The organism is Enterococcus sp. AZ141 (genome assembly GCF_051714385.1).
Classification (GTDB): domain Bacteria; phylum Bacillota; class Bacilli; order Lactobacillales; family Enterococcaceae; genus Enterococcus_D; species Enterococcus_D entomosocium.
Window position 1 is genome coordinate 221,030 of sequence record NZ_JBIORT010000001.1, and the last position, 13,577, is coordinate 234,606.

Annotated in this window: 10 protein-coding genes; 3 read left to right on the forward strand and 7 right to left on the reverse strand. The window is 40.7% G+C overall.

The features are described 5' to 3' along the window. Positions 1 to 14: 14 nt before the first annotated feature. The gene (locus tag IGI89_RS01135) at positions 15 to 1,397 is read right to left on the reverse strand and encodes a CHAP domain-containing protein (protein WP_042890032.1); all 1,383 of its coding nucleotides are present in this window, start codon (positions 1,395 to 1,397) and stop codon (positions 15 to 17) included. Between the two features lie 392 nt (positions 1,398 to 1,789). Here IGI89_RS01135 and IGI89_RS01140 point away from each other — a divergent pair, with 392 nt between their 5' ends. Beyond that, on the forward strand, positions 1,790 to 3,190 hold the full coding sequence (locus IGI89_RS01140) for a metallophosphoesterase (RefSeq protein ID WP_438735157.1): 1,401 nt from the start codon (positions 1,790 to 1,792) through the stop codon (positions 3,188 to 3,190). Between the two features lie 448 nt (positions 3,191 to 3,638). Here IGI89_RS01140 and IGI89_RS01145 read toward each other — a convergent pair whose 3' ends face one another. The 5 genes from IGI89_RS01145 to IGI89_RS01165 form a co-directional block, all read right to left on the reverse strand. Then, the gene (locus tag IGI89_RS01145) at positions 3,639 to 3,992 is read right to left on the reverse strand and encodes a nuclear transport factor 2 family protein (RefSeq protein WP_005237337.1); all 354 of its coding nucleotides are present in this window, start codon (positions 3,990 to 3,992) and stop codon (positions 3,639 to 3,641) included. 589 nt (positions 3,993 to 4,581) lie between these two features. Then, entirely contained in the window at positions 4,582 to 4,782 is a 201-nt protein-coding gene (locus IGI89_RS01150; RefSeq protein ID WP_005225331.1) for a cold-shock protein, read from the reverse strand. Positions 4,783 to 5,029: 247 nt separating this feature from the next. Then, a complete protein-coding gene (locus IGI89_RS01155; protein WP_438735159.1) occupies positions 5,030 to 6,490 on the reverse strand; it encodes a glycoside hydrolase family 1 protein in 1,461 nt (486 codons plus the stop codon). Position 6,491: 1 nt separating this feature from the next. Further along, on the reverse strand, positions 6,492 to 7,934 hold the full coding sequence (locus IGI89_RS01160) for a glycoside hydrolase family 1 protein (protein WP_005237340.1): 1,443 nt from the start codon (positions 7,932 to 7,934) through the stop codon (positions 6,492 to 6,494). Next, positions 7,931 to 9,802, reverse strand: coding sequence for a beta-glucoside-specific PTS transporter subunit IIABC (locus IGI89_RS01165; RefSeq protein ID WP_438735160.1), 1,872 nt, complete (start codon positions 9,800 to 9,802; stop codon positions 7,931 to 7,933). Before IGI89_RS01165 ends, IGI89_RS01160 begins: the two co-directional genes overlap by 4 nt. Before the next feature lie 107 nt (positions 9,803 to 9,909). Between IGI89_RS01165 and IGI89_RS01170 the strand changes: the two genes are divergently transcribed. Continuing rightward, entirely contained in the window at positions 9,910 to 10,719 is an 810-nt protein-coding gene (locus IGI89_RS01170) for a MurR/RpiR family transcriptional regulator (RefSeq protein WP_008377267.1), read from the forward strand. 245 nt (positions 10,720 to 10,964) lie between these two features. Then, positions 10,965 to 11,546 carry a polymer-forming cytoskeletal protein gene (locus tag IGI89_RS01175; protein WP_005237347.1) on the forward strand — a complete coding sequence of 194 codons (582 nt, stop codon included), beginning with the start codon at positions 10,965 to 10,967 and terminating at the stop codon, positions 11,544 to 11,546. A gap of 194 nt (positions 11,547 to 11,740) precedes the next feature. Here IGI89_RS01175 and IGI89_RS01180 read toward each other — a convergent pair whose 3' ends face one another. Further along, positions 11,741 to 13,405 carry a peptide ABC transporter substrate-binding protein gene (locus IGI89_RS01180; protein ID WP_005237349.1) on the reverse strand — a complete coding sequence of 555 codons (1,665 nt, stop codon included), beginning with the start codon at positions 13,403 to 13,405 and terminating at the stop codon, positions 11,741 to 11,743. Positions 13,406 to 13,577: the final 172 nt, after the last annotated feature.

Sequence of the window (13,577 nt, forward strand, 5' to 3'; positions counted from 1 at the left end):
TGCTTTTGATTTGATTAGCGATGGATGTAAGTATATCCAGATGCGCTCAATGTTGCAGTGTTTGGTCCACCAGGACTGTCAAAGCCCATTCCGCCTTGAGAGATCGTGATCGTATTGTTTGATGGGTTGTATGATTCAACATAGGCTACGTGACCATAAGTTGGATCAGCAGTCCAAACGCCACCAACTGATTGACCAGCGGCAAAGACTACAACAGCACCGGCTGCTGGTGTACCATTGACAGTGTACCCATCAGCTGCAGCTGACGCACCCCATTGGGCCCCGTTACCCCAGTAAGTACCTACCCAAGGAGCGCGGTTTTTCACGTACCAAGTACATTGACCCCAAGCATACATGTTCCCTGAGCTTGAATGATCTTTTCCGCCGCCTGTAGAAGTACTTCCGGTAGAATCATTGTTTGATGAAGAGTTTGAACCTGAGTTACTTGAACTTGAATTGCTTGAACCAGTGTTCGAAGAGCTTGTGTTCGATGAACTTGAGCTGTTAGAACTGCTAGTATTGCTTGAACTTGAGCTTGTGTTGCTTGAAGAACTACTTGTTGCTGTTTCAGTAGAAGCAACTGTATTTTCTGTCGTGCTCTCTGTTGATTGGGCAGCAGCTTCTTCTTGTGCTTCTTTCAAAGCAGCAGCTTGTCTTTCTTCTTCTGCTTTTTGAGCAGCAGCAGCTTCTTGTTGTTCTTTCAAGATACGGGCTTTTTCAGCTTCCGCTTCTTGTTTTTTCTTGTTCAATGCATCTTTGTCTTTTTCAGCAGTTGCTTGTTCTGCTGCTAAGTTTGCTTTCAAGACATTTAAATCAGCTTGTTTTGCTGCAATGGCATCTTTTTGTTGGCTAAGTTCTGCTTGGTTTGCAGCAACTTCTTGGATCTTGCTTTCGTTTTCTTTGACTTTGTCTTCAACATCTTGTTTGTCTTGTTTTTGTTGTTCAACTAAATCATTGTTTGCATTGACGATCGTTGTCATCGCTTGTACGCGACCGATAACATCCGTTAAAGAATCTGCTTCTAAAACAGCATCAATGAAATTGGTGCTTTGACCGTTAACTTGTACATCACGTGCTTGCTTTTGAATTGCTTCTTCACGTTTGGCAATACGCAATTTCAATGTTGCGATTTTGTCTTGCAATTTCTCAGCTTCTTGACCTAACTCAACTTGTTTTGCTTCTAATGAAGCAACTTTTGCACTCACTGTTTCAATTTCTGCTTCTAGAGAATCGATCTGTGATTGGGCGTCAGCTTGCTGACCTTTAAGAGAATTGATTTTTTGGTCTTGCTGCTCGATTTGATCATCAATGGAATCTGCAAATGCTAATGCAGGTGCTGCAACTGCGGTTAATGTTAGTGAACACACCATTAATGCTGATAACAAACTATTCTTCACTCGTTTTTCCTCCGACTAGCTGGTTGATTTGACAGATGAACTGCCTTTATAAAAACTTAATTTTGTCTAAGAAAGTTTAATGTTCGATTTAACGACAAATGAATTCTACCATAATGATATGACACACAGATAAAGGAAATGTTACAAAAATGTTTCAATCTAACACTTCCTTTATCTCAGCGATAAATAACAGAACAATTAAAGACCGTTAAATCAATGTTTCTGAATAAAACACCGCGTTTTCTTTTCATTTTCAAAAAATGATGTTCTTTCTATTTTAGTTATTTTTATCACATAAAAGCACCTAAATAAGAGCACTTATAGTTTTTTCGGAATTATCTTAACAAGAAAAACTATGAAAACAAGAAATCTTTCAAAAAAAGACCCTTTATGTGACAAGATTCCTTTTCCTTCCTATAATAAATAAAACAAGCGAGGAGGGAATCGCGATTCGTACACACAAAAAATGGTTTTGGCCATTGGCACTTCTTACACTTTTTGTCACCTGTTTCCTGTTATTCTTTCAATTTCGTAAGATGCATGAAGCCGATACACCTTTGCAACAGGCAAGCAACAGTGAGTTTTGGCTCTTAAGTGATATTCATTTTCTTTCCTCCACGCTTCATGATAATGGCGAAGCCTTTCAGACCTTCACGCAAGGAGCTGCTGGCAAAGAGATGATGTATCAAGAACAATCAATCGAGGCCTTCACCGCTCAAGCCTTAAAGGAGAAACCAACGGGAATTATTTTGACCGGTGATATGACGCTCAATGGCGAGAAAGCAAGTGCTCAAGAGTTGGCAAGATTGCTTGAACCATTGCAAGAAGCTGGCATTATGGTTTTAGCATTACCTGGCAACCACGAGATTTACAATGGTTGGGCGCGAGCATTTCAAGGTGAAAAGGAATACTATGCCGATCAAATCAGTCCTGAGGATTTTCAAACGATTTTTGCTGAAGGTTACGAAAAAGCCAACAGTATCGACAAGTCTTCCCTTAGCTACAGCATTCAGTTAAATGACAAGTATCGCCTCTTTTTACTAGATTCATGTATCTACGATTCTGAGGTTAATTGGGATGATCCTACAACGAATGGTGAGTTGAAACCAGCTACTCTAACCTGGTTGGAGGAGCAATTAACCCTGACAAAAGAAGCAGAGCAAGTACCACTGGTCTTTTTACATCATAACTTGTTTGGTCATAATAAATTGTTACAAGACGGTTATGTTCTCGATAATGCCTCCGAAACTGTCGCTTTGTTGGACCGTTTCAACGTGCCAGCCGTTTTCTCTGGTCATATCCACATTCAAGACATTAACGAAGGGAATGATTCGCTTTATGAAGCAGTCACTGGGTCTTATTCAACAGCAGAATTAGGCTACGGCGTCCTTTCTCTTTCTGACAAGGAAATCGACTATGAAGCTCGTCAAATTGATCTAGATGCTTGGGCGGCTGAAACGAAGCAAACTGATGAACAGTTACTGGACTATCAAAACTACCAGAAAAGTATTTTTGAAAATGACACCGACCAACTGGTCCGCGACCAATTGTCCGCCGTGTCTGAACTGTCAGAAGCCCAGATCACACAACTTTGCACGTTTGTCACGAAGCTGAACACGGCCCTTTTTACTGGCAATGATACTTACTCAGTCGAGGAAATAGCTGCCATCAAAGACTCCGAGGAGTATCAGTGGTTAGCGACCTATTCTTACTTTTTGAAGCAATATGTCGATTCAATGCTCGACGATCAAACCGATGATCGCAAGCTGACGATCCCCCTCAAAGCAGAATAAAGCCAAAAAGTGTCTTCTTCCTTTCTTTTAGGAAAAGACACTTTTTCTTTTCTAATGAACGATAGCCCTCTCGTTTGGGTAAACGAGAAGGCTATCTGACGAGTCAATATTTATTCTTTGAAAGTGCAGCATACTATTACTACTATTATTTATTTCTCATTTAAACGATACAATCCCTAACCTCTATTGTATCCTTGTAACTCTGAAGTTACGCCAGGTTTGAATAAATTTCTTCAAAACAAGTAACGTGTGGTACAAAAATATTTGTCGCTTATTAATAACTATACCACGAGACAGAGTGCAAATGGAAGAAAACGTACTTATTCTTAAACATTACTTAAACCAAAAGCTTTGTTTTCATACAGTGTTGCCCTTTAAGAATTTTACGTGAAGCGATCAACCTTCCTGTCATGCATATCTGCTAACCATTCCTATACGGGAATTCCTTTTATTCAATAGGCAAGTCGTGCTGTTTTAAAAAAGATAATTTATCCCAGTAGCCTCTTTGAAATAAAATTTTATCATTTACTATTTGAAAAAAACCGCAGCCTCTCAAACCTAATGGGTCACGCCACTCTAAAATTGCCCATTGTCCATCTTCGAAAATGTTCTCAACGATACAAACCATTTTTGCGTTAGAAAAATCTTGCTCAAACATCTGCTTTATCGCTTCTTTCCCAATAACTGGCTCATTGGCAACCTGATGGTTTATTGCATTGTCATCATATAATTCTGAAATACATTCTACATCTGCTTGATTAAACGCATCAACCCATTGGCAAAGTATTTCTTTTGGCTTCATATAGATTCCCCCTCGATAGGTAATCATCTTTGTTCCCATCTGCAATAAAAAAAGTATCTAATTTGTATCAATATATTCTACTTTTGCAATTGATTCAAGACAATATCGATGAAACGAATAAGAATTATCGATCTTGCACATCGATTGCTCTTGTATAAGTACGGGGGACCATACATTGAATCGTGGCATTTTCCACTGTACCTGTTTCTTTATTCTATTCAAATGAGACATGCCATTTGAATCACTTGCGATCAGTGATTTTATTGGTAGCGATGCTACTAAACCTGTTCAATCACTTTTTCATTTACTGTGAAAAGCATTTATTTATTGAATACGGTATAGTGCCCTCTTTCTCTTTTCCTCTTTTTATACGCTTATCATCGAATGAGAAATCATGGATAAGTAAAACACAACGCTTAGGGTTAGTTGACTATCGAAAGCAAAGATGTACTATTTACCATGTTAGGCTCTCAAATCCTGCAACTATTCTCTTGTAACAGATCCTGGAAACCTTATCCATTTCAATACTTATATAAAATAAAACAAAAAAAAAGCGAGAACCCAATGGATTCTCGCTTGTTAACGTCAATTAACCTTTAACGATGTTTGTTGCTTGTAAGCCACGTTGGCCTTCTTCAACGTCGAAAGTCACTGCTTGACCTTCTTCTAAAGTTTTGAAGCCGTCGCCTTGGATAGCTGAGAAGTGAGCAAATACATCATTGCCGTCTTCACCTGTAATAAATCCAAAACCTTTATCTGCATTAAACCATTTTACTGTACCGTTATTCATAAACGTATACCTCCATATTACACATCGACTGTGTTTATTTGTTTGTAATAGAAAATGATGTGTAATTGAAGTGTGTATCAATAGAAAAGATAAACAAGTATTAACATATCAGAACTTTACCTATTCATCATAGCATGGTTAAAATAAAATAGCAAATAAATTTGGGCTTTTTTCTTGATAATAAGCGAAATTGTTAAGAAACCTTATGATTAAGCCTAGGAATTGCTTTATCTGGAAGAATCAAAAATCAAAGAGTTGCGCCGTTTGAAGCAATTACTTTTTTGTACCAATCAAAAGACGCTTTCTTCAAGCGTTTCTTTGTGCCATTGCCTTCATCGTCTTGGTCGACGTAGATAAAACCATAGCGTTTCGACATTTGTGAGGTCGAAGCACTGATGATATCGATGCAGCCCCATGCCGTATAGCCAAAGACCTCGACGCCATCATGCAACGCTTCATTGATTTGTTCAATATGCTGACGCAGATAGTCGATTCGATAAAAATCATCGATGGTGCCATCTTCGTTTACGACATCCTCTGCTCCCAAACCGTTTTCGGCAATAAACAAAGGTTTTTGGTAGCGATCATAGAGTTGATTCAATGCTGTTCGCAACCCTTTGGGATCGATCTGCCAACCCCATTTACTGCTTGGCAAATAGGGGTTTTTGATCCCACCAGTAATCAAATTCCCGACAGCACTTTCCAATCGTTCTGGATGCGCGCTGACTGCACTGGACATATAGTAACTGAAGGAAACAAAATCCACAGGGTTTTCCCGGATGACTTCTAAATCTCCTGGTTCGATCACCAATTCCACTCCTTTTTCTTCAAACATGCGGTTGGCATATGCTGGATAATAGCCTCTTGCCTGCACATCACTGAAAAAGAGTGAGGTTCGTTGACTTTCGACTGTTTTTTGGACATCATCTGGATCACAGCTGTACGGCGTTAATAATTGATAGCTGATCATACAGCCGACCTTGGCATCGGGAATCAATCGATGGCAAAAGTCAGTCACGATTGCGCTGGCGACAAATTGATGGTGCGCCCCTTGGTACTTGTCTTGTTCAATATTTGGATGGCCTTCTTCAATGATCCCAACACTAACATATGGATGGTGTTTGACACAGTTGATTTCATTAAAACTCACCCAGTATTTGACTTTCTTTTGGTATCGCTCAATCACGGTCTTGGCAAAACGGACATAAAAGTCGATCACTTGCCGATTCGGCCATCCTCCATACTCAGTCACTAAATACAAAGGCATCTCATAATGGGATAGTGATACCACTGGTTCAATCCCATACTTCAAACATTCATCAAAGACTGCGTCGTAAAATGCCAATCCAGCTTCGTTTGGCTCTACCTCATTCCCCTTTGGAAAGATCCGTGTCCAAGCAATTGACATCCGATAGGCTTTGAAGCCCATCTCAGCAAATAAGCGAATATCTTCTTTAAAGTGATGATAAAAATCGATGCCCTGTCTTTTCGGATAGTATTTCGTGCTGTTAGGATCCTGTGCTTCTGCAACTTGCTGATGAGTCATCATATGCCATTGGTCAGTCCAACGTTCTTTCGGCATTGAGGAATCGAACAGATAGACATCAGAAACCGACAAGCCTTTTCCATCGATCCCAGAACCTCCTTCAACTTGGTTGGCAGCTGTTGCTCCCCCCCAGAGGAAATCTTTTGGAAAATAACTTTTCATTTTACTTGCCGCCTTTCAAAAATGATTCGTACGCCAACGCTTCCCCATTCGTGGCGATCACTTGCTGATAATACGCAAAACTAGCTTTTTTCTTGCGGGAAAGATCTCCGCTACCATCATTTTGCTTATCGACATAGATAAAGCCGTATCGTTTTTCCATCTCTCCTGTCCCCGCAGAAACGATATCGATCGGTCCCCACCATGTATAGCCTAGAATCGTTGCGCCATCTTTGATCGATTCCGCCATTGCCTTTACATGGTCTTTCAAATAAGCCATCCGTTCTTCATCGACGATCGATCCATCTTCATTGACAACATCCTTTAAACCAATTCCGTTTTCAACGATAAATAATGGTTTTTGATAGCGATCAGTCAATTCGCTGCAAACATAGCGTAATGCCAACGGATCGATCGGCCATCCCCAAGCAGTTTCTTTTAGGTAAGGATTCTTTTTCCCCAATAATCCGCCAGTATTACCTAAAATTTTCATGCCCGCTTCATGTAATGAGCTGCGGTAAAAACTAAAGCCTAAATAATCGCAGGTCCCCGCTTTAATGATCGCTAGATCTTCTTCTGTAATGTCCAGCAACAGATGATTATCCTTCACGATGCGGTCGAAGTATTCAGGATACGCTCCTCGCAATTGCACATCACTATAAAACAAAGAACGACGGCGCAGTTGATACGATTCAAAAACATCTTGCGGGTTGCACGTTGCAGGATAAATCGGACTCAGTGACAGCATACAGCCAATCTGATTGTTTTCATCTACTGCCTTCCCATTCAGAACTGCTTTGGCACTTGCAACAAACATATTATGACTCGCTTGATAAAGTGCCTGTAATTTTTCTTCTTCAGTCTCGAAAGAAAACACATCGATACCTGCTGCGAGTAAAGGGATCGTATGGGTATGGTTGATTTCATTGAAAGTCATCCAATATTTCACTTTCCCTTTATAGCGTGCAAAAACCACTTTTGTATACCGATCAAAAAAATCGATCAGTGCACGATTTTGCCAACCACCATATTTCGTTACCAAATGCAGTGGTGTCTCAAAGTGAGCTAACGTAACAACTGGTTGGATCCCTTTTTCATTCAAGGCATCAAATAAATCGTCATAAAATTGTAAACCTGCTTCATTCGGTTCCGTCTCATCCCCATTCGGAAAAATGCGACTCCAAGCAATTGAGGTACGCAAACACTTCAAGCCCATTTCCGCAAACAGTTCAATGTCTTCTGGGTACCGATGATAAAAGTCGATGGCTTCATGGCTCGGATAAAAGTTTTCCTCTTCAAGCTGCAGTGAAACTTGCTCAATACGTTTTTCACCAACTGGTAAAATATCTGCTACGCTTAATCCTTTTCCTCCTTCCAAATAAGCTCCTTCGGCTTGATTTGCGGCGATTGCGCCGCCCCATAGGAAATTTTTTGGAAATACACTCATGAAATCGCTCCTTTTAATAAATCATTTGCTACCAATGCGGTAACGTCTTTTTTCGCTTGATCCACAACTGTCAATGCATCTTCTTTGATCACACTGGTAAAGACCAACATGGTTGTCGGATCATATCCTTTTCCAATAATTTTTGCTAAGTCAAAGGTGCCAATTTTTTGCCCCTTCACGACTTGATCCCCTTGTTTCACCGAAATCTCAAACACGCCTTTTGCTAAATCAACCGTGTCTAAGCCGATATGAACCAACACTTCCGTCCCAGCAGCTGATTGGATCCCAAAAGCATGTCCAGTTGGAAACACTGTCACAACCGTACCAGTAAGTGGTGCATAAATATCGCCGGCTGATGGATAAACGGCTAATCCATCTCCCATTGCTCGAGAAGAAAATACTTCATCTTTGACATCATCAAGCGTGATCGCTTCACCAGCAACTGGTGTCATCACTTGCAGCCCTGCACCTTCTTCTAAAACAGGTTCTAGCGTTTCTTCAAATCCTAATACATAGGTCAAAATAGCAGTACCGAAGAACGCAAAGGCAATGCCGATCAAATAGTACACAAAGGTGTCCCCAAAGAAAGCTGGCAATGTCGTCAATGCTGGAAAAACATAGACGATGGCCTTGGTTTGCATCATGCCCATAAACGCACCAGCAATGGCACCAACGATGGTTTGAGCAATCAACGGCTTTTTAAATTTTACCGAAAGTCCATAGACGATGGGTTCTGTAATTCCTCCAAGCAATGCTGGAAGCAAGGAAGATAGCGCCAGACCTTTGGTTTCTTTTCTGCGAGAGCGTAAAAATACACCTAAAGCAACCCCAGCACTCGCAAATGTTGCTGCTGCGATCATCGGGCGCAGCGTATCATAGCCATATACCGCTAGGTTATTGACCATGATCGGTACAACTCCCCAATGGATCCCGATCATTACTAAGAATGTCCAACCGCCACCGATCAACAAGCCAGCCAACAGCCCACTCTTATCGCTGATAAAGTTCATGGCATTGCCTAAACCGTCCCCAAGCATTACACCTACCGGTCCAATGATCAAAACGGTCAGAGGCACCATGATCAAAAGAGCCACTAGCGATAGAGCAAAAATCTCGATACTCTTAGGAATGATCCGTTTGAGTAGGCGTTCCAAGTGCGAGTAGATATAGATCGAAACGATCGCTGGAATCACGGTACCCGAATACCCCATCAGCACAGCTGGGATGCCAAAGAAATCAACCGTCACACCGTTTTCCGTCACCATTGCTGTAAAATTCGGCTCCAGCAACGCCCCAACGATTGCTAAAGCAATAAACATATTGACTTTGAAAATCCGCGCTGCACTGATCGCTAAAAATAAAGGCAAGAAATAAAAGACACTATTGCCAGCAGCAGCTAATATTTTATAGGTGCTTCCTTCTGCGTCCATCAAATGATAGGTCGTAAAAACAACTAGTAAAGCTTTCAACATCCCTGCCCCTGCAAGCGCAACAATGATTGGATTAAAGATCGCAGACAATACATTGAAGAATCGGATAAATACATTGCCTTGTTTTTCTGTTGATTCTTCGGCATCTCCATCACTTTCCAAAGCGTTTTGGATCGAATACTTGCTCATGATCGTTTGAAAAACATCTGCCACATGATTCCCGATCACGACTTGAAACTGGCCATTTCCTTCAATGACTGACAATACCCCATCAAGCTGCTGAATTTTGTTCTTATTTTTTCGTGCCAACTCGACATCTTTCAACTTAAAACGCAATCTAGTGATGCAATGATACAGGCTAACGATATTTTGTTCCCCACCGACCTGTGCTATAATTTCACTAGCAAGTTTTGAATAATCTTTTGCCAAATGACTCACTCCCGTGTTTGATTTATAAAGCGCTTTATGGCGTTACTATAGCAGATTTTTTTCTCTCACCTGCGAAAGTTCGCAATTTGGAAACTGCTTACAAGAAAGGAAAGAAAATGGGCCTCTTAATCATTCGTTTATTGAATCTTTTAAATAATGCACCCACTGATTCCACCAACTACTATATCGGTTTGACCATGATCAACTATTACGATCAGATCCAAACTCTAAGTATTGGTGAATTCGCCGCTCTTTGCCATGTGTCAAAGTCAACCGTTTCAAAATTCGCCCGTACCTTAGGCTTTGATGACTATGGTGATTTAAAAGACAACGCAGCTTTCATCGAGAACCGCTTCAACAATCCGCTAAATTATCGCTCGAATATTTTGTCTGCTTTGGAGCAAGAAGGCGTAGACTCCTATTTTGACGCAGTGATACAAGACATCGATTATCTGCGGCATCATCTTGATCTGCCAGCCATCGAACGGGTCGCACAAGCAATTGTTTCGCATAAAAATGTCTTTGCTTTTGGAATATTATTCTCAGAATCGGCTGCTATTGATTTCCAGATCAAACTAGCTTACAACGGCAAGTTCATTCGGACCTTCCAAGACGATCTCGTACAAGAAGAAATCATCAAATCTGCCGATGAAGAATCGCTTTTTATTATTTTTACCAATTCCGGTGACTACCTGACCAAGCAACAAATTCGAAATGGAACGCCTCGAAAAGATTTCTTTGATCGAACCAAAGCCAAAGTCATTGTGATCACCGCCAACCCACAGATTTCGGAACTTCCCTTTGTCCAAGAAGCCATCATCTTCCCTCATCAAACCCATTTCCAAACCCATGCCTTTATGTATCAGTTCATCATGGATTTGATCGTATCGAAGTTCAAGCAGTTGACTGATCGAAAGCGAATGTAGTAATGACCCTCCATTATAGAAGAAGTGCATTTCCTCCATAATGGAGGGTTCTTTGTGAATGAGATGTCTCATTCATTCGTAAGCGTCACGCATTTATTCCTAGTTTCTTTGAAATTTTTTTAATCCTAGGCTGATATTTATTAAATTTCTCCTCATTTATGTTTTTTGTTTCACAAACTTCACTTCGGTATGGTATAATCATTTTGTTTTTAAGAAAACTATGGGAATACAAAGGAGAAGGAAACATGAAAAAAACTAAAATCACTTTAATCGCTGCATCATTGCTTATGGGAGGCACTCTTTTAGCTGCATGTAGTTCAGATAACGACACAGCTGCAAGCTCATCATCAACAGCAGCTTCAACTGCTGCATCAACTGAATCATCAGATGATGTTGTTTCAACTGCTTCTATCAGTGACCAAACTTCAGTCATTGAAAAAGCATTGGGTGCAGATGGTAACTGGATCGTTGCTGTAACTGCTGACATGACATTTGATAACGATGTAACCGTTGATGGCGAATTCCATGATAAAGGCGATGACTCAGCTGATATCTACCGTAAATTTGCATTGTACTCACAAGATGAAGACCGCAACGTAACAGCTGAGTACACAGTAACTGTTCCTAAATTGATCGTTAACTCAGAAAACTTCAACATCGTTCACGGTGTAATCAAAGGTGACGTTGAAGTGAATGCAAACGGCTTTGTATTGAACGGTGCAAAAGTTGAAGGTAACGTAACATTCACTTCAAAAGAATTCCAAGATTCAGCAACACTTGACGAAGATGGCGCTTCTGTAACAGGCGACGTAACAGTTAGCGAATAATCTTTCACTGGATTTCTGTGAAATAGATGAAGAAAAAACGAGGTTGACAAGTTGATCATTGATCCTTGTCAACTTTTTTTTGTTTTTTTATAAACAATTGCATCCGCTCTCATTACTAACATTGTGTAAGTAAGAACAAAGCACAAGAAAAAAAACTGGCTTGCTTACGCAAAACCAGCTTCTTCTTTAGGCGCTTATTCTTCAATAACTGCCCACTTGTAATCGTATTGCGCACCGGCACCGTGAGAAACGACCCCTTTTACTTTTGGTGCACGTAAATGAGCTTCAACGTTTTGGTACACAGGGATAACCCCTTGTTGATCCATGATGATTTTCTCTGCATCCAACAAATCTTGCCAGCGGGCATCTGGATTGCCAGCATTTGTCGTGGCAGATGATTTCACTGCTGCATCGTACTCATCGCTTGTCCAACGACCTCGGTTGTATGAATTATCGGTTACAAATAGATCTGTAAAACTGCTGGCATCCGCATAGTCAGCACCCCAGCCACCCATAACGACATCAAAATCACCTGAGTTTGAACGATCAAGGCGAACGGAGAAAGGTACTGGACTTAGGCTAACTTTCACCCCATCAAGCGTATCTTGAATCGCACTTTGAATATATTCAATGGCTTTTTTGGTTGAGTCTGTGTCAGAGGCCAAAATTTCAAAACTTAAAGAATCGATTCCCAAAGCCTCTTTGGCTTTTTCCCAATGTTCTTTGGCTTTTTCTTGATCGTATTCAATGACACTTTCCGCTTCATCGACAAAATCAGTATTATCAGTTGGGTTAAAGGTCATTCCTTTTGGTATCAATCCTGTGGAAGCCAATGAACCATCACCTAAAATCGATGTCACTAATGCATCACGATCGATGGCATAAGAGATTGCTTTACGCAGATCCTCATTGCGAAATGGCGAATCTTCTTCTCGCTGATTCAACTCGATATAGGAAGTACGGGCTAATGGTTCTGACACAAACGCTTCATCATTGGCCATTTGCTGCGCCAATTCTCCTGTTAAGATGACGTCGTCCGCTTGCCCATCCTGGAATAGATTCAAAGAGGTCGATGATTCTTTTACGACACTGACATTGATCGTATCAAGTTTCACCGTATCTTTATCCCAATATTGGTCGTTCTTTTCATATGACCATTCTGTATCGGTTCCTGGACCATCAAAGCCAGCTAACACAAACGGTCCATTGTAAACGGCATTGTCGCTTGTTGAAGCATATTGATCGCCGTTGTCTTCTACGACTGCTTGGCTTTGTGGGAAGAAGGATGGAAATGCCAATAAGTATTGGAAGTATGGCGTAGGTGTCGTCAGCGTGATTTCTAATTCATAGTCGCTGACTGCTTTGATCCCCAATTCTGAGGCATCTTTTTCACCTGCTGTTATCGCTTCGGCATTGGTTACGGGCGCAAATAAGTACGCATATTCAGAACCTGTTTCCGCACTTACGGTGCGTTGCCAGCCAAAGACATAATCCGCTGCTGTTACTGGTTCTCCATTTGACCATTTGGCATCTTCACGTAATTTCAATTTATAGGTCAGACCATCTTCACTGACTTCCGCTAATTCGGCGGCACCTGCTGGTTCGGGCTTACTATCAGCATCTAAGCGGTACAACCCTTCATACACATTATTTAAAGCACTGAAACTGATCGTATCGGTGGCTAAGGATAGATCAGCACTAGGCATTTCTTGTTGAACCACAACATTAAAAATTTGTTCGGCAGCTGCTGTCCCACTACCACTTGAACTTTCACCTGTACTTGATGTCCCTCCTGTTGAGCAACCTGCTAATACGATTCCACAAACAGCGATGACACCATATCCCCATTTTTTCTTCATCTTACCTACCCCTTATGAAAATCCAAAATTTTCAGAATTATTACAAAACTCTGAATGTAAATAAGATTTTAATAAATATTAATTATAAAAGCAAGCTATTTTTCTCATTTTATTATTATTTATTTTTTATGTTAACACTGCATGTTATTATTTATGACACAAAAACAAAAAA

Coding starts and splice junctions, on each gene's coding strand:
- IGI89_RS01160 (WP_005237340.1), bottom strand. CDS start 7,934: ATGAGTGTATTTCCAAAAAATTTCCTATGGGGCGGCGCAATCGCCGCA.
- IGI89_RS01170 (WP_008377267.1), top strand. CDS start 9,910: ATGGGCCTCTTAATCATTCGTTTATTGAATCTTTTAAATAATGCACCC.
- IGI89_RS01150 (WP_005225331.1), bottom strand. CDS start 4,782: ATGAATAACGGTACAGTAAAATGGTTTAATGCAGATAAAGGTTTTGGA.
- IGI89_RS01145 (WP_005237337.1), bottom strand. CDS start 3,992: ATGAAGCCAAAAGAAATACTTTGCCAATGGGTTGATGCGTTTAATCAA.
- IGI89_RS01175 (WP_005237347.1), top strand. CDS start 10,965: ATGAAAAAAACTAAAATCACTTTAATCGCTGCATCATTGCTTATGGGA.
- IGI89_RS01155 (WP_438735159.1), bottom strand. CDS start 6,490: ATGAAAAGTTATTTTCCAAAAGATTTCCTCTGGGGGGGAGCAACAGCT.
- IGI89_RS01180 (WP_005237349.1), bottom strand. CDS start 13,405: ATGAAGAAAAAATGGGGATATGGTGTCATCGCTGTTTGTGGAATCGTA.